Here is a 20028-nt window from a genome sequence, read left to right as displayed (position 1 = left end):
CCCGGCGACGACCCGGGCGGGGTCCCAGTGACTATCGAGCAGAATCCAACGAACCCGGGTGAGACGCTGGAGGAGCTGGCGCAGTCCCTTCCAAGGGTGGCGCCGTCGAATGGGTGTACTGGGACGGCGGTATCGCTCACCTGCTGCCCCGCGGCATCGTCAACGGCTGTCTGTTCGCTGGGTGTCCCCTCTGGGGGCGGGGCGGGTGAGGCGGACCATGGCCCGATACAGCGCGGTGGGTGCAGGAGCCTGCTCCAGAGGCGGGAGGTCGGCGCCGGGGGCCGCGTAGGCGCGCAGCATCTGGCCGACCAGGCGGCGCCAGCTACCGGGGGCGGCGTCGCCGGTGGCGGCGACGACGCCGGCGTTGGCCATCAGCAAGATGACCATGTCCTGGTGGGTGAAGTCCTCGCGCAGGCGGCCGGTGGCCTTGGCGCGGCCGATGAGTTCGAGGAAGCCGTGGTAGGCCTCGGCGCGGCGCTTTTCCAGCGCCTTGGCGGCGGGAAAGGTCGTGGCCAGCACATCGGCGAAGCCGCGGTCGGCGGCCTGCATGGCGCACACGGCCTGGATGAAGCCGATGAAGCCGTGCCAGGGGTCGGGATCGGCGAGGGCGGTGGCGGTGGCGGCGGCGTAGGCGTCCATGCGGTCGGCGAAGACGGCGTTGATGAGTTCTTCGCGGGTGGCGAAGCGGCGCGACAGAGTAGCTTTGCCGACGCCCGCCTCGCGGGCGATGCAGGCCATGGAGACCTCGAGCCCATGGCTGGCGTACAGGCGGCGGGCGGCGGCCAGGATGCGCTCGCGGTTGCGTTCGGCGTCGGCGCGCAGTCCCGGTTCGGGTTGGCGGTCGGTGGGCGAGTCGGGCTCTGCGGTGGGTGTCACGATCTCACTCTACCCAACTGGAACAGGCTACCCACTTTCGTTGTTAGGCTGTCATCATGGAACCGGGTAGGCCGTTCCACTTTCTGAAAGGTGCAGCTCATGCGTGCTGTAACGCTGAACTCCGTCCCCGAGACCCCGGCCGTGACCGAGGTCCCCGCTCCTCGCCCCGAGGCCGGGGAGGTGCTGGTGAGGGTGGCCGTCTCCTCGATCAACGGCTTCGACGCCTCCACTGCGGCGGGCTATCTGCAGCAGATGATGGAACACCGCTACCCGCTGGTGCTGGGGAAGGACTTCGCCGGCACCGTCGAGGCACTCGGCAAGGGTGCCGAAGGCTTCACGGTCGGACAGGCGGTGTTCGGCGTGGTGATGAAGCCCTTCCTGGGCACCGGCTCGCTGGCCCAGTACGTCACCGTGCCCGCCGGCTACGGCATCGCCCCCATCCCCGAGGGCCTGACCGTTCAGGAGGCGGGCGCGCTGGGCGTGGCCGGTACAGCGGCGCTGGACAGCATCACCGCCGTGGCGCCGGCCGAGGGAGAGACGGTGTTGATCTCCGGCGCCACCGGCGGGGTAGGCGCGCTGGCCGTGCAGCTCGCCGCCGCCCGCGGCGCCCGAGTGGTTGCCACCGCCCGTCCCGGCGCCGAGGCCGACTTCGTCACCGGCCTCACCGAAGCCAAGGTCCACCTCGTGGACTTCAGCGGCGATCTGCCGGCTCAGGTACGCGCGCTCGCCCCGGCAGGTGTGGATGCCGTGCTGCACCTGGCGGGCGACGGCCTCCAGCTCGCGAACCTGCTGCGGCCCGGTGGCCGCCTCGCATCCACCCTCGGCCTTACCCCGGATGCCGTTCAGGGACCCGACGTCACCGTCCACACGATCATGGCCGACCCGAACCCGCAGACCCTGGCCGTCCTGGCCGAGCAGGTCGCCTCCGGCACGCTGCGTGTCCCGGTCACCGCCACCTATCCGCTGGAGCGGGCCCCGGAGGCGTTCGCCGCCTTCGGCGCCGGAACGCTCGGCAAGCTCGCCGTCACTTGCTCCTGAAACCCCCGTCCCTGCCCTTCCACGGAAGAGATTCGATCGTGCCCACCATCGCCATCATCGGCGCCGGCCCCGGCATGGGCCTGGCCATCGCCCGCGCCTTCGGCAGCCGCGGCTTCGACGTCGCCCTGATCGCCCGCACCAAGGAGAAGCTGGGAACGCTGGTCGCCCAGCTCGGCCAGGAAGGCATCACGGCCGCCGCGTTCCCCGCCGACGTCCTCGACCGCGCCTCACTGACGGATGCCCTGGACGCGGCCAAGGCCCGCTTCGGCGGCATCGACGTATTGGAATACTCGCCGGCCCCGCACTCCCCGGTGCCCGGCTTCACTCTGGCCGCTCCCTCGGAGGTCACGGTGGACAATCTGCAGCCGCAGATCGAGTACAACTTCTACGGCGCCGTCACGGCGGCCCAGGCGGTACTGCCCGCCATGCGGGAGGCCGGCGCCGGGACCCTGCTGTTCACCACCGGCGGCGGATCCGTGGACCCGGTGCCGATGCTCGGCAACGTCAACGCGGCCGCAGCAGCTCTGCGCAACTGGGCGATCAACCTGAACAAGGAGCTGGCCGGCAGCGGCGTGTACGCCGCCCACGTGGCGATCAACGTCTGGATCGGCGGGGGTGGCCCGGCAGGATCCCGGACGGCCACGCCCGAGCAGATCGCCCCGCTGTACTGGGACCTGCACGAAAACCGCGACCGCTCCGAGGCCGTCTTCAACGCCTGACCGGCCGGCCCGCCCCGCTTCCGGGAGGGGGCATCCGCTCCCTCCCTACCCCATCCCCTCTGCCAAGGAATCCGTACGTGAACGTCTTCCTGTGGATCGTGCATGCCGTGCTGGCCGCCATGTTCGCATGGCCGGCAGTTGACGCGTCGGAGAGAAGGCAGCTAAAACCGTTCTAGAAGACTAGAACTTAAGGGGCGGATCTCCATGACAACAGATCGCGAGCTTTCCCGGCGCGCAGGGCCGTACTTCGGCGGGTTCGGCGGGCGGTTCACCCCCGAAGCCCTGGTGGCCGCCCTGGACGAGCTGGAGGTCGCCTATCAGCAGGCGCTTTCGGACGCGGAGTTCGTCGCCGCGATCGAGGCCCTGCACCGCACGTACACGGGCCGGCCGAGCCCGATCACCGAAGCCCCCAGGCTCGCCCGGCACGCCGGGAACGCCCGGATCCTGCTCAAGCGTGAGGACCTCAACCACACCGGCTCCCACAAGATCAACAATGCGCTGGGCCAGGCGCTCCTCACCGTGCGCATGGGCAAGCCGAGGGTCATCGCCGAGACGGGCGCCGGCCAGCACGGCGTGGCCACCGCCACGGCCGCGGCGCTGCTCGGCCTGGACGCCGTGGTCTACATGGGGGAGGTGGACATGAGGCGGCAGGCTCTGAACGTCGCCCGCATGCGCCTGCTCGGCGCCCAGGTCGTCCCCGTGACGTCTGGCTCGCGCACGCTCAAGGACGCCATGAACGAGGCCATGCGCGACTGGGTGACCAACGTCGAGCACACCCACTACCTGATCGGATCCGCGGCCGGACCGCATCCGTTCCCGACGATGGTGCGCGAGTTCCAGCAGGTGATCGGCGTGGAGGCACGCCGGCAGGTGCTCGAGCTGGCCGGACGCCTGCCCGACGTCGTCTGCGCCTGCGTCGGCGGCGGATCCAACGCGATCGGCGTCTTCCACGCCTTCCTCGACGACTCCGGGGTCGAGCTGGTGGGGCTGGAGGCAGGGGGTGCCGGAATCGAGACGGGCAAGCACGCCGCGTCCATCTCCGGCGGCTCGATCGGCATTCTGCACGGTAACCGTACGTTCGTCCTGCAGGACGCGTACGGCCAGACCCTGGAGAGCCACTCGATCTCCGCGGGGCTCGACTACCCGGGCGTCGGGCCGCAACACGCCTGGCTGCACGACATCGGCAGGGTCCGCTACGAGCCGGTCACCGACGCCGAGGCCATGGAGGCGTTCGGGCTGCTGTGCCGTACCGAGGGGATCATCCCGGCCATCGAGAGCGCCCACGCGCTGGCGGGCGCGATCAGGGAGGGCAGGCGGCTGGGGCCGGACGGGATCGTGCTCGTCAACCTCTCCGGCCGTGGCGACAAGGACATGGACACGGCCGCCCGCTACTTCGGGGTGCTGGACGGAGAGGGGAACGGCGCATGAGCGCGCGAACGGTCATCGAGCGGGCCGGGCGGGAAGGCCGGGCCGCGCTCATCGGCTACCTGCCCGTCGGCTTTCCCGATGCCGCCACCTCGGTGGCGGCGATGAAGGCCATGGTCGCCGGTGGCGTCGACGTCGTGGAGGTGGGGCTGCCGTACTCGGACCCCCTCATGGACGGCCCGCTCATCCAGCGGGCGACCGAGGCGGCGCTCGCGGGCGGGGTGACGCCGGCGGACGGGTTCACCGCCGTCCGGGAGCTGGCAGGGGTTCCGGCGCTCGTCATGACGTACTGGACGCTCGTCGACCGGTACGGGGTCGCGCGGTTCGCGGCGGACCTGGCGGCCGTGGGCGGCGCGGGGGCGATCACGCCGGACCTCATCCCGGACGAGGCCGCCGGCTGGCACGCGGCGGCCGACGACCACGGGCTCGACCGCGTCCACCTGGTGGCGCCGACCTCCACACCGGAGCGGATCGCGCTGGCCGCACGGTCGTCGCGCGGCTTCCTGTACGCGGCCTCCCTCATGGGAGTGACGGGCGAGCGGGACCTGGTGAGCGGTGCGGCGCGGGACCTGGTCGCGCGGGTCAAGGAGGTCACCGAGCTGCCCGTGTGCGTCGGGCTCGGAGTGGGCACCGGCGCGCAGGCCGCCGAGGTCGCGGGGTTCGCCGACGGGGTGATCGTCGGATCGGCGTTCGTCCGGGCGCTCATGGACGCGCCCGATACGGCGTCGGGCCTGGCCGCGGTCGAGGCGGTGGCGCGGGAGCTCGCGGCCGGCGTGCGAAATGCCGTGGGCGTCGAGGTGAAGTGAGACGGCCGGCGTGCGAAATGCCGTGGGCGTCGAGGCGAAGTGAGACGGCCGGCGTATGAATGTGAATGAGGGTTCAGGCGTCGAGGCGTAGCGAGACGGCCGGTTCCTGGACCTGCCGCCTGGTGGTGAACACGATGTGGGAGGCGCACATGACCGCCCGATCCGCCAGCACCGCCCGGTCGTCCGCGTCATAGGTGACCCGTGTGCTCATGAGCGCCGCGTCGCCGGTCGGCCGGCGCAGCAGAGTGGCCTGTTCCTCCGACAACACGACCGGCCTGATCGCCTCGGTGGCCCACGCCGGCGACACCCCGCACCGCTCCTCGATCAGCCGGTAGAGCGGCGTCCGTTCCAGCTCGCCGCCCGTAGGCTCGCCGCCCAGGTCGAGCGGTGTGTAGGACACCTGGTGGATCACGGGGGAGCCGTCCACGACGCGTAGCCGTTCGATGACCGTGACCTCGGCGTCCGGGCCGAGCCCCAGCTCCGCCCGCACCGCCGCCGAGGCCGGCCCGCGGCGCGTGCCGAGCAGCACCGTCCGCAGCTCGATCCCCTGCCCGGCGAGATCCTCGGCGAGACTGCCCAGGTTGTTCATCTGGTAGGGGATCACGGTCCCGGCCACGAAGGTGCCGAGTCCCTGCCGCTGCTCGATGCGCCCCTCCGCGCTGAGCCGTTGCAACGCCTGCCGGACCGTCATCAAGCTGACCCCGTAGTAGTCGCTCAGCTCCCGCTGCGCGGGCAGCGGCTCGCCGGGCGGGAACGTGCCACCGTCGATCTGAGCGAGCAGATCACGGTAGATAGCCTGATATTTTGGCTCACCCCCCTGCGACCCGGTGAGGCGCGGCCGCGGCTTTCCCTGAGGGAACGTGGGCATGTCTAACTCCCTGCTGAAAACCAAAGCTTATCTTCGCCTACTGGCACAACCCTCCTGGGAGATGCCATGATCCGGACCACCGTGCCAGCCCAGCGAGGTGAAAGATCATGATCTTCCGTCGAGTCCTGTCCGTTGCCGCCGCGGCAGCGCTCCTGCCCTTAGTGCCGGGCACGGCGGAGGCCGCGAGCCGCGCCACCCGGTTCGCCACCTTCAACGCCTCGCTCAACCGCAACACCGAAGGCCAGCTCGTCGCGGACCTGTCCACACCGGACAACACGCAGGCGAAGGTCATCGCCGAGATCATCCAGCGGGCACGCCCCGACGTCCTGCTCATCAACGAGTTCGACTACGACGCCGCCGGCGCGGCCGCCCGCCTCTTCCAGGACAACTACCTGTCGATCGGGCAGGGCGGCGCGCGGCCGATCTCCTACCCGTACCGGTTCACCGCCCCGAGCAACACCGGCATCGCCTCCGGCTTCGACCTGAACAACAACGGCGCCGTCGTGACCACGCCCGGCGCGCCCGGCTACGGTGACGACGCGTTCGGCTTCGGGGCCTTCCCCGGCCAGTACGGCATGGTGGTCTACTCCAAGCACCCGATCGACGTCCGCGGCGTGCGCACGTTCCAGAAGTTCCTGTGGAAGGACATGCCCGGAGCCGCGCTGCCCGACGATCCCGCCACGCCGGAGCCGGCCGACTGGTACTCGCCGGAGGAGCGGCAGGTGTTCCGCCTGTCCTCCAAGAGCCACTGGGACCTGCCGGTCCGCGTCGGCCACCGTACCGTGCACTTCCTGGTCAGCCACCCGACGCCGCCCACGTTCGACGGCGCGGAGGACCGCAACGGCCGCCGCAACCACGACGAGATCAGGCTCTGGGCCGACTACACGCACCCGGGCCGCGGCGGCTACATCTACGACGACCGCGGCCGGCGCGGCGGCCTCCCGCCCGGCGAGCCCTTCGTGATCGCCGGCGACCAGAACGCCGACCCCAGCGACGGCGACAGCTACCAGGGCGCCATCCACCAGCTCCTGGAGCATCCCAAGATCGACTCCGGGTTCGCGCCGTCGAGCGCGGGCGCGACTGAGGCCGCCGCGCTGCAGGGCGGCGCGAACGCCACCCACACCGGCGACCCGAAATACGACACCGCCGACTTCGCGGACACCGCGCCGGGCAACCTCCGCGCCGACTACGTGCTGCCGGCCAAGCGGCTGAAGGTGGCCGGCGGCGGCGTCTTCTGGCCGGTGTCCAGCGACCCGCTGTCGCGCCTCACCGGCGTCTTCCCGTTCCCCAGCTCCGACCACCGCCTCGTGTGGCTGGACGTCAAGCAATAGCAGGCCTCACGGGAAAGATGCCGACGGTCCGCTCCCGTCCCACATCCAGATCTTGTCACATGGTCAATGCGGTGTTACCTCTTGCGAGTGCGCGTGATCCGCGCACTCCGGATCCGCAGGAGGGAACCGACCTTGTCGTCAAAGTCCTGGTTACGCAGCAGCACCCTCGTCGTCGTCGCGTTAGCCGCGTCCGCTCTGGCCCCCACTGGGGCCGCCCGAGGTGAACCCGGCAACGGGCAATCGAACATCGTCCACGACTTCCAGGCCGAGGAACACGGCAAGCCGGACCTCGACAACAGACAGGGCCGGGTCCCGCCGCCCGCCGGAGCCAACGCGCGCAGGGCGGGCCCCGGCGCCGAGATCCGCTGGAACGCTCTCGGAACCCCGGCGGCCGTCGTCAGCTCCGAACCCCTGGCCGAGGGCCTCGGCTCGGACCCCGAGCAGGCCGCCCGCGCCTACCTCAAGAACAACGAGAGCGTCTTCGGCCTGCCGGCCGCGGCCGTCGACGCGCTGGAGCGGGTCGCGGTCAACCCCATCGGCGCGGGACACGCCGTGCTGCTGCGGCAGCGGTTCGGGGACCTGCCGGCCGGCGTGGACGGGCTCGTCGCGATCGGCGTCGTCGACGGCACGGTCAGGCACGTCACCTCCACGTTGTCACGCGCCACGCAGGCGCCCCCGGCCGCCGCGATCAGCGCGCAGCAGGCGATGGAGATCGCGGCCAGGGACGGTGGCATCGACCTGGCCACGGCGGCCACCAAGCAGGCGACCCCGGTGGCGGTGCCCGCGCCCGACGGGGTGCACCGCGCGTACCAGGTCGTCCTGATCGGCGGCGGGGACGGTGAGGCGGCGGCGTACACGACGCACGTGGACGCGGTCAGCGGCGCCATTCTCGTCCGGGAGAACCTGGTCGACCACTTCGAGCCGGACAACCCGCACTGGGAGGCGTTCCCGGCCAACCCGCGCGACGACTACTCCTCCGCCGACACCCGCCAGACCTGGTGTCACCAGCAGGGCCCCGGCTGCGACTACGTGAGCGGCGGCGACCCGGCGACGGGCAAGGCCTGGGACGTCGACCACACCACCGGCGAGCCGACGAACACCAGCCTCGGCAACGCGGCCAGGACCTTCGAGAACCGGGCGAGCGGCGACCCGTTCACCGTCGGCACCCGTTCCAACGTGCTCACGCCGACCAGGAACTACACCTACCCGTGGCGCAACACCTGGTACACGGCCAAGTGCGACCCGGCCGTGCTCGACCAGCCGGGCGAGAACGACCTCGAGGCCGCCATCGCCAACCTGAACGCCATGCACAACCGCATGCACGACTGGTCCTACCGGCTCGGCTTCACCGAGACCGCCTGGAACATGCAGGGCGACAACGGCGCGCGCGGCGGGCTCGGCAACGACCCCGAGCAGGGCAACGCGCAGGCGGGCGCGCGCGTGCTGTCCGTGCGTGACAACGCCAACCAGATCACCGGGCCCGACGGGGTCGCGCCGATCACGAACATGTACCTGTGGCAGCCGATCGCCGGGGCCTTCTACTCGCCCTGCGTGGACGGCGACTACGACATGTCGGTCATCGGCCACGAATACACCCACGCCATCTCCGGCCGCATGATCGGCGGCCCGAACGCGGGGTGGAGCGGCGCGCAGGCCGGCGCCATGAACGAGAGCACCTCCGACCTGTTCGCGATGGAATACCTCTTCGAGTACGGCTTCCGCCCCGCGGGGCGCACCCCGTACGTCACCGGCGGCTACGTGACCGGAGACAAGGAGCGCGGCATCCGGAACTACGACATGTCGAAGTCCCCGCTCAACTACAGCGACCTCAACTACGATCTCGTCGGCCAGCAGGTGCACGCCGACGGCGAGATCTGGTCGGCCACGCAGTTCGACGTGCGCGCGGCCTTCCTCAAGCGGTACGGCGACGGCACGGCCAAGCTGCAGAGGTCCTGCGCCGACGGGCAGACGCCGGTGGAGCGGTGCCCGGGCAACCGGCGCTGGGCGCAGCTGTCGTTCGACGCACTGCTGCTGATGGCCTCAGGCGCGGTCGACTATGTCGACCACCGCGACGCGCTGCTCGCCGCCGACGCCATGCGCTTCGGCGGCAAGAACCAGGACATCATGTGGCGCGCGTTCGCCGAGCACGGCCTGGGCAAGGAAGCGGCCAGCACGGGTCCGAACGACGGTGAGGCGACGCCCAGCTTCGTCAACCCGGCGGGCAAGAACGGCTCGCTCCAGCTCAAGCCCCTGGGCGAGGCCAAGGACGCGGCACTGCGGCTGTACGTGGGCGACTACGAGGCACGCGCGGTCCCGGTGGCCGACACCGACCCGGCCACGCCGCTCGGCGACACCGTGGAAATGACACCGGGCGTGTACGACTTCGTGGTCGCGGGCAGCGGGTACGGCCATGCGCGGCTGAAGTTCGCGGTGCTCCCGGGCGTGACGCTGCCGCTGCCGCTGGCCCTGCCCCGCAACCACGCCTCGGCGGCGAGCGGCGCGGCGGCCACCGGAGACGGCGTCAACCACGCCAAGCTGGTCGACGAGACCGAGGCCACGAACTGGGCCTCGCTCACCGGGGCGCCCGCCGGCAAGTCGGTCGTGGTGGACCTGGCCGGCGACGAGCCGGTCAAGATCCGCCGCGTACAGGTGAGCGCGATGCTCCGGCCCAACGTCAACGACCCGGCCGACCCCGGTGGGCAGAACCGCTTCTCGGCTCTGCGCTCCTTCGAGGTGCTGGCGTGCAGCCAAGGCTGCGCCGACCCGGCGAACTACACGAAGATCTACACCAGCCCGGCGGACGCGTTCAAGTCAGGGCCGCCGCGGCCCAGGGGCGCGGACATGATCTTCAAGTCGTTCGGCGTACAGGCCACGAGCGCCACCCATCTGATGTTCCGCGTGCTCACCAGCCAGTGCACCGGCAACCCGCTGTACGCGGGGGAGCAGGACAACGATCCCAACTCCGCGACGGACTGCGCCACGGCCAGCCCGCAGCGGGAGCAGGTCAGAGCTGCCGAGTTCCAGGCGTTCTCGCGCTGATCATTCCTTGAGTGGCGGTACGGGTCCGCGTCCGCGCGGGCCCGTACCCCAAGCCGGACGGGCTGTGCCCGTCGCTCAGCGGATTCCGGAGCCGGGATGCTCGGCATCCCATTCCTGGCGTGCTCGCGCGATGGAGTCACGGTGTTGCGCTGACCAGTCGGCGAGGGCTTTCACCAGATGGGTGAGGCTGTGGCCGATCGTTGTGAGCTCGTACTCGACCTGCGGAGGCACCGTTGGGTACACGGTCCGGGTGACCAGCCCGTCCCGTTCCAACCGGCGCACCGTGAGCGTCAGCATCCGCTGCGAGATACCGGGAATCGCGCGCTGCAGCTGCCGGAAACGGCGTACGCCCTGTGCCAGCTCGACGACGACCAGGACCGACCATTTGTCGCCGATCCGGTCGAGCACCTCGCGGATCCCGCAGTCCTCGTGTTCGTCCCCACAGGTGACGACGGCTTCCGTGGTTACCTCTGTGTGCCCCACCGACATGGAAGTGCCTCCTTACGCAGCCGCGTGCGAATCCGCAGGATGGTCCCAGTTACCGAAGAGAACCTATCCGAATGGGGACCCTGATGATCCTGGTTACCGGTGCCGCGGGCGCTCTGGGCACGCTTGTCGCCGATCGCCTGGCCGGCCGCGACGACACCGTCCTCGGCACTCGCGATCCTCGGCAGACCCAGGCGCGGTTGCCCGTCCGCCGGATCGACTTCGACGATCCCGAGACCCTCTCGGAGGGCTTCAAGGGTGTGGACGTGCTGCTGATGATCTCCGCGGGCTACGGCGAGGACGACACCGTCATAGCCCGGCACGGCGCCGCTCTCGACGCTGCGGAGAAGGCAGGTGTGGGCCACGTCGTCTACACGAGTCTTACCGCCGACGGCGACCACCTCCCGTACGCCCTGCCGCACCGCTGGACCGAGCGCCGGATCCAGGAGAGCGGCATGGACTGGACCATCCTCCGCAACGGCCTCTACGCGGAGTTGCTGGCCGGGCTCGCGGCACCGTCGGCGGACGGCCGGATCACCGCCCCGCTCGGCGAGGGCCGGCTGGCCGCCGTCGCCCGCGCGGACCTGGCCGACGCCGCGGTACGCGTGGCGGTGGAGGCGCCCACTCATGCGGGGCGTATCTATGAGCTCGTCGGCGAGGAGGCCATCGGCGGCGCCGACCTCGCGGAAGCACACGGCCAGCACGTCACCTACGAGCCGCAGACACTCGCTCAGGCACGCGCACTGTTCGCGGCCTCCGGCGCCGAGCCGTTCCAGGTGCCGATGCTGATCGGCACCTACTCCGCCATTGCCGCCGGATTCATGTCACGCACCGGTGGCGACCTGCGCCGGCTGCTGGGCCGCGCACCCCGTTCCCCGCTCTCAGCGGCTCTCGCGTAGCCCCCTGGCAGAGCAGGGCCAGGCCCTCCTGGTACTCGTCGACGGCGGCCCGGCAACCACGAACGTGAAGTTGTACCTACTAGTATGTATGGTCATGGTCATGGACACGCGGGAACGACTGATCGAGAGCACCCGTGAGCTGCTCTGGGAGCGCGGCTACGTGGGCACGAGCCCGAAGGCGATCCAGGAGCGATCCGGAGCCGGTCAGGGCAGCATGTACCACCACTTCCACGGCAAGCCCGACCTGGCGCTGGCCGCGATCGGCCGCAGCGCCGAGGAGCTGAGGAGCAGGGCGGAAGCCGAGTTCGCCGGTCCTGGCACCGGGGTCGAGCGGATCACCGCCTACCTGCGGCGGGAACGGGACGCTCTGAAGGGCTGCCCGGTCGGCCGCCTCACCCAGGACCCCGACGTGATGGCGGACCCGGAACTGCGCGGACCGGTCGAGGAGACCTTCGCCTGGCTCACCGACCGGCTGGCCGGGCTGCTGGCGGAGGATCGGGCGAACGGTGAGCTCGACGCCGGGCTCGACCCTGCGGCCACGGCCACCGCGCTGGTCGCGGTGCTGCAGGGCGGTTATGTGCTGGCCCGCGCCGCCGCCTCGGCCCAGGTGTACGCCCAGGCCGTCGACGGCGCCCTCGCCCTGCTCGCCGGCTACGTCCGCTGACCCCGGGAACCGTGCGCTCGACAACTGCTCCAACCGCTCTGAAAGGAGAACCGCTACATGCCATTTGTTCGTATTGACGCGTTGAGGGCCGACAGCGATCGGCTCGACGCGCTGGGCCGCGCCGTGCACGACGCCCTGGTCGAGACGATCGGCATTCCGCCCGACGACCGGTTCCAGGTCCTGGTCTCTCACGACGGCATCAGCAGCACATTGCGCTTTGACGATTACCTCGGTGTGCACCGCGACGACGGCATCACGTACGTCGCGATCACGATGCGCTCCGGGCGCACGCCCGCGCAGAAGCACGCGGAGACCGAGCCGCGGAACGTGTTCGTCACCCTGACCGAGAACGAGTCGATCGACTGGTCGCTCGGCGACGGGGCGGCGCAGTATGTCGTTTCCCCCGATGTGGCGGGCTCTCCATCAGCGGGCCTCGGAAACTGACGACACCTCACCGGCGGCAGCGTCGCTTTGTTCGCCGATCGCCGGGACGCTGGCAGGTTGCGTCTCCAGGAACATCAGCAGCGCGCGTTCTTCTCAATATCGTCCGCCCGGTCCACGCCCTTTCTGATCAGATGGCGCAGTGTTTCTTTGGGCGCCGGCGCGGTGAGGCCGGCAGGGCGAGTCTGCGACCGATGGCCGATGAGAAGCGGCGGGCTCCATGCTCGGCCGGCATGGTCACGGCGAGCGCGGACCGGAGGATTGGACCGGCGGGCTCTCGTAGTGGTGGAGCAGGGCCGGCTCACCGGCCGCGTTGAGCCAAGTGGCACGGGAGCTGCCCACCCTGCGCCAACCGGACCGTTCGTAGAACGCGATGGCGGCCTCGCCCTCGGAGGAGACCTCCAGCTTGAGCGGAGTGCGTACGGCGGCGCGGACCGTGTCGAGGAGCTGGCCGGCCAGGCCGCGTCCGCGGGCGCCGGGGGCGACGAACAGGCGGGTGACCTCCGCGTCCCGGGTGAGCGCCACGTGGCCGAGCACGGCCCCTGCCTCGACCGCTATCCAGGCCCCGGCCAGGCCGTCGGGCGTCAGCCAGCGGCCAGGGTCGGCCGGCCAGTCCACGGGGTAACGGTCTGAGGCCTGCACCTCGGCGAGGGCTTTCACGCAGGCGTCCAGGTCATCAGGGGTTCTGGGGCGGATCTCCACTCGAGCGAGCTTATGAGGTAACCCGTCAGGGCTGGTAGGCCGCCTCCTGCGCCGCTAACGCCAGACGACGTCGTCGAGGAAGGCTTCGACGGCCGTCATCACCTGGCCGAGGACCTCGGCGGTCTCGCGCAGCGGCCCGGCCACCTGCATGCCATGGTCGGCGCCGTCGACCTCGAGCACGTGCGGCGTCAGCTCCCGGGCCAGCGTGCCGTCCCAGAGGTCGTCCGTGGCGCCGCCGACGAGCAGGAATGGCGCTGTGGCCCGGCGCAACGCGACCGCGCACGCGGGCATGGTGAGCAGCGGCGTCAACCAGACACCCGGCAGGCCGCGGTCGGCGGCGACGGCGGCGCCGTACGAGCCGAGCGACTTGCCGATCAGCAGCGGCGCCTGGAGCTTTTCGACGACGGGCGTCACCTGCTCGTACACCCATGACGACCGCGCTTCCAAGGGCTGGTTCGCCGGTGGCGCCCACCAGATGAGCTCGACGTCGGCGCAGCGGTGACTGACTGCCGCGTTGACGTAGGGGAGCAGTCCTGCCATCGGTCCGTATCCCCGCCGGGGATGACGACGGCGTGCCGGTTCGATGCCCCTTCGGCCATGTTCGTAAGGTAACGGACCGACCGGTTCGGGGCCGGCACAGGGCTGAGGCCCGGCGATCGTTCGCCGGGCCTCAGCCCTGCGCCGCGTCACGTCTTCAGTAGATGCGGTACTTCTTACCGCAGTTGTCGAACTTGCCGGCCCAGCAGGTGAAGGTGTAAACCTTCTTGATCCCGCGCCCGCTCCAACTGCCGACGACCTTGCCGTCCCAGGACTTGTTGAACTTGTGCCAGCCGCCGTTCTGGTAATACTCGAACCACACCCAGCCCTTCTTGCCGCCGACCTTGTCCACGCCGTACCACTTCGTGTGGACCTTGCCGTCGGCCTTCCACGTCTTGCCGAACGTGTAGGCCTTGCCGTCGCTCGAGAAGAACTTGCCCCAGCTGCCGCCGCTGGTCTGGGTGGCCGCGGTCGTCTGCGTGGCGGCCTGGGCGGCGGGGGCGATGGCGAATCCGGTGACGGCCATGGAGCCGGCGAGTGCCGCGATGGCAAAGGTCTTACGCATGTGGGTTTCCTCCCCGTATCGGTGCTGCCGGGTTTTCGTCCGGCAGCACGGACATTACGGAGCCCAGAAGCGATCATCTGTGGAGGAATCCACACAGCGAAGGTGATCAGCGCCACAGCGCCGCCGGGGTGAGCGCTGTCAGCGCTTGACCGACAGCCGGTCGGCGGGCAACGGGACGAACGGCGTGCCGGAGGACTTCGCGGTGGGGGCACTCTGCCCGCACAGCGCCAGGAGCAAGTGGTCGCCGAGGGCGAAGTCGATCGGGCTCGGCTCCAGGTTGCCGTTCTCGTCGATGGTCTGGTACTTCATCAGGTTGAGTGCGAAGGAGATCTGGCGGGTCCCGTCCGGGCTGGACAGCGACTGCGTGCCCATGCCGAAGACGCCGCCGTCATGCCCCCAGAACCGGCCGCACGGCAGGTCCAAGTAGTAGAGGCCGAGCCCGTAGTCCATCTGACCCCCGCCGGCCAGCACGACCACCGTCTTCTGCATTTCGGCGAGCTGTGCGGCGCCGATCAGCTCGCCGCGCAGCAGCGCCCGGTAGAAGCGGTTGAGGTCGTCCATCGTGGACGTGACGGCACCCGCGGTGCCCGCCCACGACATGTTGTAGACGCTGTAGTCGCGCGGCGGGTCGATCAGCCCGAACCACGACTCGTACGCCTTGGAGTGCGACCCCGGGATGTGCGGCGTGCGCGGGAAGGAGGTGTGCCGCAGTCCTGCCTTGCGGATGACATTGCGGGTGATGTATCGCTCGGCGTCCTCGCCGGTCACCTTCTCCAGCAGCAGGCCCGCGAGCACGTAGTTGGTGTTCGAGTACCGTCCGGGCACGGCTCCGGGCTCGCCGGTGGGCGCCGCGCCGAGGCCCAGCTTCGCCAGCTCTTCGGGGGTGAACGTGCGGAAGCGGTTGTCGTCCAGGCTCGTCGTCGACCCCTCCAGCAGGGAGGGGAACGCCGGCCCGATGTAGTCGGCGATGTGGCTGGTGTGGTTGAGCAGCATGCGTACGGTGATCTGCCGGCCGCGCTCGCCGGGGATCAGGCCGGGCAGATAGCGGCCCACGGGGGCGTCCAGTTCGACGGCGCCGCGCGCCACCTGCTGGAGGATGGCCACGGACGTGAACGTCTTGGTGATGCTGCCGACCCGGTGCACCATGCCGGGCCGCACCGGGCGGCGCGTGCCCACGTCGGCCACGCCGGACGCGCCCCGCCACGTTCCGTCCCCGTCGCGGACGTCGGAGTAGATGCCGTACATCCCGGCCTCGTGCACGGCGTCGAGGGACTCGCGCAGCGCCTGCCGGTCGAGCCCTCCGGGCGTCGCGGCGGCCGTGGCCGGAGTGGCCAGGGTGCCTGCCGCGAGCAGCGCGCCCATCGCGGTCAGGACGGCGGCCGTCCGCCGGCCGCTCGATCTGAATCGGCGAGAAATCATGCTCGTCAGCATGAACTGAGCGGAATGGCGGGGTTAGTCCTCTACGTCACCGGCTCCATATGACACGGGTCATGCCGGATTCATGACTTCCGTTCTGGCGCGAGGAGGCCGGACTGGTGGGCGAGCCGCCCCCACCTGATGAGCAATACTCTTCTCAACCGGTCTGTAGCCCTCGGAAAGGACACTGCCCATGCCCCATGCGGCGCGGCCCACGGTCACGCTGCACGACGTGGCCGCGGCGGCCGGGGTCTCCGTCGCCACCGCCTCCCGCGTCCTGGGCGGCAGCGCCAGGAAGGTCGCGCCCGAGTACGAGGCCCGCGTGCTGGCCGCCGCGGCGGCCCTGCGCTACACGGTGGACGCCGCGGCCAGGGCGATGCGCCGGGCGAGCGACTCGATCGCGCTCGTCGCCGACGACCTCACGACGCCGTCCATGGGCATGGTGGTGGCCGCGATGGAGCGCGAGGCGCGGGCCGCCGGGGCCTTCGTCACCGTGTCGTCCACCATGGGCGCCCCGGAACGGCAGTTGGAGACCGTCCGCCTGCTGCGCGCGCTGCGCCCGCGCGCGCTCGTGCTGACCTCCCGCCGTTTCATGGCGAACGCGCTCGGCGGGCGGCTGCTCAAAGAACTCCTCGCGTACGAGAACGAGGGCGGGCGGGTCGTGATCGTCGGCGAGACGGATATGGCTTTCGACGCGATCGGGTTCGACGATTTTGGAGCCGGGCGGTCGGCGGGCGCTTTTCTCGCCGAAACAGGGCACCGGCGGGTGGCGATATTCGCCGGTCCCAGAGAACTGCGGATCGTGTCCGATCGTACGGCGGGATTCATCGCGGGATTGCGCGCCGGGGGCGTTGCGGAACGGGACATCCGCACTGTTCACTGCCTTGTCAGCCGGCAGGGCGGATTCGACGCGGCGCGGCGGCTGGCGGCGGCGGGAATGGACGGCAGGCAGGCGGTTCTCGCGGTCAACGACATCGTCGCCATCGGTGCGATGTCGGGTTTCCGGGCCGCCGGGATAAACGTTCCCGAGGACGTTTCGGTGACGGGAATCGACGACATACCGCTCGCCGGTGACGTGACGCCGCGATTGACGACTGTGGCGCTTCCGCTGGCGCACGCGGGCGCGGAGGCGATCCGCTTCGCGCTCGGTGAGCCTGCGGGGCTCGCGGAGCCCGCGGGGCTTGCGAAGCCTCTGGGGCTCGCCGAGCCCGCCGAGCTCGCGGAGCCCGCGAAATCGCATGTGCCACGGCGGCTGGTCGTCGAGGGCCGGCTGATCGTCCGCGCCAGCACCCGCGCCCGCGCTTGACCAGCAGTACCACCGTTCCGGCGACGCGCGCATGCCCCGGCGACAGGCCAAGGCCGTCGTCCTGGCACTCCCGGTAACGCTCTTGACGCTCACGTAAAGGGCATGCAAACTGCGGAATACGTTTTCCCAACCGGGGCGGACCCCGTCTCGTGGTGATACGACCCCACCACCACAGGAGCATTGCTTTGTCGCAACGGAACTACCGGGCCGCGATCGTCGGCACCGGTGGGATCGCCACCGCCCACGCCCGCGCCATCGCCGCCTCCGGCGGCCGGGCCACCCTCGTCGCCGTGGCCGACGTGGACCTCGGCCGCGCCAAGGCGTTCGCGGAAACGTGGAACGTCCCCAGCGCGCACGCCGGCCTGGCCGAGCTGCTGCGGGAGGAACAGGTGGACCTGGTCCACCTGTGCACCCCGCCGCAACTGCACGCGCCGCAGGCCGTCGCATGTCTGGAGGCGGGGGTGACGGCGCTGGTGGAGAAGCCGCCGACGCTGTCGCTGGCCGAGTTCGACACCCTGATCGAGGCCGAACGCCGCTCGACGGGACACGTCGCGACGGTCCTGCAGCACCGCTTCGGGGCGGGCGCGGTACGCCTGCGCCGCCTCGCCGAGGCCGGCGAGCTGGGCCGCCCGCTGCTGGCGACCTGCCTCACGCAGTGGTACCGCGACGAGGCCTACTACGCGATGCCGTGGCGCGGCACGTGGGAGTCCGAGGGCGGCGGCCCGACGATGGGACACGGCATCCACCAGTTCGACCTGCTGCTGTCGATCCTCGGGCCCTGGCGCGAGGTCACGGCGGTGGCCGCCCGCCAGGCTCGCGACGTCGACACCGAGGACGTGTCGATGGCGCTGGTGACGTTCGAGAACGGCGCGGTCGCCACGGTCGTCAACTCGGTGGTGTCGCCCCGGCAGACCTCCGAGCTGCGCTTCGACTACGAGCATGCCACGGTCGAGGTCGAGCACCTGTACGGCTACACCGACGACGACTGGACCGTCACCCCCGCACCCGGCCACGAGGGCGTCTCGGCCGTGTGGGCCCAGGATCGCAGCACCGAGCCGAGCAGCCACGAAGGCTGGCTCGCCGCCGTGCTCGACGCCCTCGACCAGGGCCAGGCGCCCCCGGTGACCGCCGGGGACGCCAGGCGGACGATGGAGTTCATCTCCGCCCTGTACGCCTCCGCCTTCACCGGCGAACGCGTAGGAAGTGGACAGATCACTGCTGACAGCCCGTTCGCCCGCACGATGGAGGGCACGGGAACCCCATGGGAAAAGGTGAGAAACAAGTGACCCTGCAGGCCAACCACGCACTCGGCCGGTCGGTCACCGTGACGGCGGGCGACGTCGAGCTGTTCAGCTACGTCTACCGCCCCGACACGCCGGTGCTGGAGTCGCCGAAGCCGTACCTGCACCCCATCCGCACCCGCGGCGGGGCGCTGGTGTCGCTGTTCCGGCCGCACGACCACGTGTGGCACAAGGGCATCGCCTGGTCGCTGCCGCACGTGGGCGAGCACAACTTCTGGGGCGGGCCGACGTACGTGCACGGCAAGTTCTACGTGCAGCTCGACAACAACGGCAGCGCCACGCACCGCGAGATGACCACCCTGACGGCCGGCGGCGACCGCGTCGAGATCGGGCACACGCTCGACTGGACCTCGCAGGCCGGCGCGCCCGTCATCGAGGAGCGGCGCTCCCTGGCCGCGACCGTCGTGGACGAGGCGACCTGGGCGCTGGTGTTCGACACGACCATGACGAACGTGTCGGGCGGCACGCTCGACTTCGGCTCCCCGACCACGAAGGGCCGCGAGAACGCCGGGTACGGCGGCCTGTTCTGGCGCGGCCCGAGGTCGTTCACCGGGGGGATCATCCAGTCGCCCGCCGGGGCGGGCGGCGACGAGCTGCGCGGCACGCGGGCGGAGTGGTTCGGCTTCCGCGGCCGCCACGACGAGACCGGCGACCACTCGACGATCGTCGTGGTCGACGACGCCGCGAACCCGCAGCACCCGCCGAAGTGGTTCGCGCGCAGCGAGGACTTCGCCTGCCTGTGCCCGGCGCCGTTCTTCAGCGAGGAGGTGCCGCTGCCGGACGGCGAGAGCCTGCGCTTCAGGTACGCGGTCGTGATCGCCGACGGCGACCGCGGCGAGGACGGCACGGCGGTGCTGGCCAAGCAGGGACGGGCGGCGCTGGCATGACGTTCCCCGGCGGCACGTCGGTCAGCCGGCTGACGGTCTACACGGGGGCGTGCGCGGACGGCCTGGAGGGCGGCACGCCGCACCTGCACACCGCCTCCACCGAGGCGTACGTGGTCGTCGCCGGGCGCGGCGCGCTGCAGACGCTCGACGCGAACGGCCTGCGCGAGACGGAGCTGAGCGCCGGCTCGACGGTGTGGTTCACGCCGGGCACCATTCACCGGGCGATCAACCGCGGCGGCCTGGAGGTGGTGGTCGTCATGCAGAACGCGGGCCTGCCGGAGGCCGGCGACGCGGTCATGACGTTCCCGCCGGAGATCGTGGCCGACCCGGAGCGCTACCGCGAGGCCGCGACCCTGCCGGCGGAAGGGGGAACGGAGGCCGTCGCGCGGCGGCGCGACCTGGCCGTGGAGGGCTTCCTCAGCCTCGCGGACAGCGTCGCCCAGGGCGACCTGGGCCCGCTCCGGCGTCTCTACGACAGCGCGATCGCCCTCGTCCGGCCCAAGGTGGCCGGGTGGCGGGAGATCTGGGAGGGCACCGTCGCCGAGGAGACCCGCCGCACCGCGGAGGTCCTCGACGCCCTCGGCCGCGGCGACGGAGCGCACCTGTTGCGCTCCGCGCTGATGGAGAGCCCGCCGGAGGAGCGGTGGGGCATGTGCGGGCACCTGCGCGCGCACGACGTCGCCCACCCCATCGTGCACACGAGCTGAACGTCCACCGGGGCG

The 20028-nt window shown here is 70.9% G+C and carries 20 protein-coding genes; 13 read left to right on the top strand and 7 right to left on the bottom strand.

All coding sequences use genetic code 11. The annotated features are described in order from the left end of the window. Positions 1 to 159 precede the first annotated feature (159 nt). On the bottom strand, positions 160 to 876 hold the full coding sequence (locus tag ACTMTI_RS23870) for a TetR/AcrR family transcriptional regulator (protein ID WP_441122708.1): 717 nt from the start codon (positions 874 to 876) through the stop codon (positions 160 to 162). A gap of 99 nt (positions 877 to 975) precedes the next feature. Between ACTMTI_RS23870 and ACTMTI_RS23865 the strand changes: the two genes are divergently transcribed. The 4 genes from ACTMTI_RS23865 (at position 976) to trpA (ending at position 4864) form a co-directional block, all read left to right on the top strand. Beyond that, on the top strand, positions 976 to 1914 hold the full coding sequence (locus ACTMTI_RS23865) for an NADP-dependent oxidoreductase (RefSeq protein ID WP_441122707.1): 939 nt from the start codon (positions 976 to 978) through the stop codon (positions 1912 to 1914). A 38-nt stretch (positions 1915 to 1952) separates the two neighbouring features. Further along, complete coding sequence (locus tag ACTMTI_RS23860; protein ID WP_441122706.1) at positions 1953 to 2633, top strand: SDR family NAD(P)-dependent oxidoreductase; 681 nt, start codon at positions 1953 to 1955, stop codon at positions 2631 to 2633. A 204-nt stretch (positions 2634 to 2837) separates the two neighbouring features. Continuing rightward, on the top strand, positions 2838 to 4061 hold the full coding sequence (gene trpB, locus ACTMTI_RS23855) for a tryptophan synthase subunit beta (RefSeq protein ID WP_441122705.1): 1224 nt from the start codon (positions 2838 to 2840) through the stop codon (positions 4059 to 4061). Continuing rightward, a complete protein-coding gene (trpA, locus tag ACTMTI_RS23850) occupies positions 4058 to 4864 on the top strand; it encodes a tryptophan synthase subunit alpha (RefSeq protein ID WP_441122704.1) in 807 nt (268 codons plus the stop codon). Before trpB ends, trpA begins: the two co-directional genes overlap by 4 nt. 73 nt (positions 4865 to 4937) lie before the next feature. On the opposite strand, the gene ACTMTI_RS23845 is transcribed toward trpA, so the two are convergent. After that, positions 4938 to 5732 (bottom strand): GntR family transcriptional regulator, encoded by a 795-nt coding sequence (locus ACTMTI_RS23845; protein ID WP_441122703.1) that lies wholly within the window; start codon positions 5730 to 5732, stop codon positions 4938 to 4940. 107 nt (positions 5733 to 5839) lie between these two features. Between ACTMTI_RS23845 and ACTMTI_RS23840 the strand changes: the two genes are divergently transcribed. Both ACTMTI_RS23840 and ACTMTI_RS23835 read left to right on the top strand, forming a co-directional pair. After that, complete coding sequence (locus ACTMTI_RS23840; RefSeq protein WP_441122702.1) at positions 5840 to 7063, top strand: endonuclease/exonuclease/phosphatase family protein; 1224 nt, start codon at positions 5840 to 5842, stop codon at positions 7061 to 7063. Between the two features lie 132 nt (positions 7064 to 7195). Next, positions 7196 to 10102 carry a M36 family metallopeptidase gene (locus tag ACTMTI_RS23835; RefSeq protein ID WP_441122701.1) on the top strand — a complete coding sequence of 969 codons (2907 nt, stop codon included), beginning with the start codon at positions 7196 to 7198 and terminating at the stop codon, positions 10100 to 10102. Between the two features lie 75 nt (positions 10103 to 10177). Here ACTMTI_RS23835 and ACTMTI_RS23830 read toward each other — a convergent pair whose 3' ends face one another. Further along, complete coding sequence (locus ACTMTI_RS23830; protein WP_441122700.1) at positions 10178 to 10591, bottom strand: winged helix-turn-helix transcriptional regulator; 414 nt, start codon at positions 10589 to 10591, stop codon at positions 10178 to 10180. A gap of 83 nt (positions 10592 to 10674) precedes the next feature. On the opposite strand from ACTMTI_RS23830, the gene ACTMTI_RS23825 reads away from it, so the two are divergent. The 3 genes from ACTMTI_RS23825 to ACTMTI_RS23815 all read left to right on the top strand — a co-directional run bounded on the left by ACTMTI_RS23825 (position 10675) and on the right by ACTMTI_RS23815 (position 12595). After that, positions 10675 to 11487 (top strand): NAD(P)H-binding protein, encoded by an 813-nt coding sequence (locus ACTMTI_RS23825; protein ID WP_441122699.1) that lies wholly within the window; start codon positions 10675 to 10677, stop codon positions 11485 to 11487. Between the two features lie 100 nt (positions 11488 to 11587). Further along, the gene (locus ACTMTI_RS23820; RefSeq protein ID WP_441122698.1) at positions 11588 to 12151 is read left to right on the top strand and encodes a TetR/AcrR family transcriptional regulator; all 564 of its coding nucleotides are present in this window, start codon (positions 11588 to 11590) and stop codon (positions 12149 to 12151) included. A gap of 57 nt (positions 12152 to 12208) precedes the next feature. Then, positions 12209 to 12595 (top strand): tautomerase family protein, encoded by a 387-nt coding sequence (locus ACTMTI_RS23815; protein ID WP_441122697.1) that lies wholly within the window; start codon positions 12209 to 12211, stop codon positions 12593 to 12595. A 234-nt stretch (positions 12596 to 12829) separates the two neighbouring features. Here ACTMTI_RS23815 and ACTMTI_RS23810 read toward each other — a convergent pair whose 3' ends face one another. The 4 genes from ACTMTI_RS23810 to ACTMTI_RS23795 form a co-directional block, all read right to left on the bottom strand. After that, positions 12830 to 13294, bottom strand: a complete 465-nt coding sequence (locus tag ACTMTI_RS23810) for an N-acetyltransferase family protein (protein ID WP_441122696.1) — start codon at positions 13292 to 13294, stop codon at positions 12830 to 12832. A gap of 54 nt (positions 13295 to 13348) precedes the next feature. Beyond that, positions 13349 to 13834 carry a hypothetical protein gene (locus tag ACTMTI_RS23805; RefSeq protein WP_441122695.1) on the bottom strand — a complete coding sequence of 162 codons (486 nt, stop codon included), beginning with the start codon at positions 13832 to 13834 and terminating at the stop codon, positions 13349 to 13351. 154 nt (positions 13835 to 13988) lie between these two features. Then, positions 13989 to 14396 (bottom strand): hypothetical protein, encoded by a 408-nt coding sequence (locus ACTMTI_RS23800; RefSeq protein ID WP_441122694.1) that lies wholly within the window; start codon positions 14394 to 14396, stop codon positions 13989 to 13991. Positions 14397 to 14534: 138 nt separating this feature from the next. Next, positions 14535 to 15815, bottom strand: coding sequence for a serine hydrolase domain-containing protein (locus tag ACTMTI_RS23795; RefSeq protein ID WP_441122693.1), 1281 nt, complete (start codon positions 15813 to 15815; stop codon positions 14535 to 14537). Positions 15816 to 16005: 190 nt separating this feature from the next. Between ACTMTI_RS23795 and ACTMTI_RS23790 the strand changes: the two genes are divergently transcribed. The 4 genes from ACTMTI_RS23790 to ACTMTI_RS23775 all read left to right on the top strand — a co-directional run bounded on the left by ACTMTI_RS23790 (position 16006) and on the right by ACTMTI_RS23775 (position 20013). Continuing rightward, positions 16006 to 17118 carry a LacI family DNA-binding transcriptional regulator gene (locus ACTMTI_RS23790; RefSeq protein WP_441122692.1) on the top strand — a complete coding sequence of 371 codons (1113 nt, stop codon included), beginning with the start codon at positions 16006 to 16008 and terminating at the stop codon, positions 17116 to 17118. 185 nt (positions 17119 to 17303) lie between these two features. Then, positions 17304 to 18404, top strand: coding sequence for a Gfo/Idh/MocA family protein (locus ACTMTI_RS23785; protein WP_441122691.1), 1101 nt, complete (start codon positions 17304 to 17306; stop codon positions 18402 to 18404). After that, the gene (locus tag ACTMTI_RS23780; protein ID WP_441122690.1) at positions 18401 to 19306 is read left to right on the top strand and encodes a PmoA family protein; all 906 of its coding nucleotides are present in this window, start codon (positions 18401 to 18403) and stop codon (positions 19304 to 19306) included. Before ACTMTI_RS23785 ends, ACTMTI_RS23780 begins: the two co-directional genes overlap by 4 nt. Next, the gene (locus ACTMTI_RS23775; protein ID WP_441122689.1) at positions 19303 to 20013 is read left to right on the top strand and encodes a cupin domain-containing protein; all 711 of its coding nucleotides are present in this window, start codon (positions 19303 to 19305) and stop codon (positions 20011 to 20013) included. Before ACTMTI_RS23780 ends, ACTMTI_RS23775 begins: the two co-directional genes overlap by 4 nt. Positions 20014 to 20028 lie beyond the last annotated feature (15 nt).

The sequence above is a fragment of the Nonomuraea sp. H19 genome (assembly GCF_052068215.1).
Taxonomy (GTDB): Bacteria; Actinomycetota; Actinomycetes; order Streptosporangiales; family Streptosporangiaceae; genus Nonomuraea.
Note: the sequence above shows the minus strand (reverse complement) of the source record. Positions and strands in the feature narration are given on the sequence as shown.

Coding starts and splice junctions, on each gene's coding strand:
- ACTMTI_RS23865 (WP_441122707.1), top strand. CDS start 976: ATGCGTGCTGTAACGCTGAACTCCGTCCCCGAGACCCCGGCCGTGACC.
- trpB (WP_441122705.1), top strand. CDS start 2,838: ATGACAACAGATCGCGAGCTTTCCCGGCGCGCAGGGCCGTACTTCGGC.
- trpA (WP_441122704.1), top strand. CDS start 4,058: ATGAGCGCGCGAACGGTCATCGAGCGGGCCGGGCGGGAAGGCCGGGCC.
- ACTMTI_RS23845 (WP_441122703.1), bottom strand. CDS start 5,732: ATGCCCACGTTCCCTCAGGGAAAGCCGCGGCCGCGCCTCACCGGGTCG.
- ACTMTI_RS23840 (WP_441122702.1), top strand. CDS start 5,840: ATGATCTTCCGTCGAGTCCTGTCCGTTGCCGCCGCGGCAGCGCTCCTG.
- ACTMTI_RS23830 (WP_441122700.1), bottom strand. CDS start 10,591: ATGTCGGTGGGGCACACAGAGGTAACCACGGAAGCCGTCGTCACCTGT.
- ACTMTI_RS23825 (WP_441122699.1), top strand. CDS start 10,675: ATGATCCTGGTTACCGGTGCCGCGGGCGCTCTGGGCACGCTTGTCGCC.
- ACTMTI_RS23820 (WP_441122698.1), top strand. CDS start 11,588: ATGGACACGCGGGAACGACTGATCGAGAGCACCCGTGAGCTGCTCTGG.
- ACTMTI_RS23815 (WP_441122697.1), top strand. CDS start 12,209: ATGCCATTTGTTCGTATTGACGCGTTGAGGGCCGACAGCGATCGGCTC.
- ACTMTI_RS23805 (WP_441122695.1), bottom strand. CDS start 13,834: ATGGCAGGACTGCTCCCCTACGTCAACGCGGCAGTCAGTCACCGCTGC.
- ACTMTI_RS23800 (WP_441122694.1), bottom strand. CDS start 14,396: ATGCGTAAGACCTTTGCCATCGCGGCACTCGCCGGCTCCATGGCCGTC.
- ACTMTI_RS23795 (WP_441122693.1), bottom strand. CDS start 15,815: ATGATTTCTCGCCGATTCAGATCGAGCGGCCGGCGGACGGCCGCCGTC.
- ACTMTI_RS23790 (WP_441122692.1), top strand. CDS start 16,006: ATGCCCCATGCGGCGCGGCCCACGGTCACGCTGCACGACGTGGCCGCG.
- ACTMTI_RS23775 (WP_441122689.1), top strand. CDS start 19,303: ATGACGTTCCCCGGCGGCACGTCGGTCAGCCGGCTGACGGTCTACACG.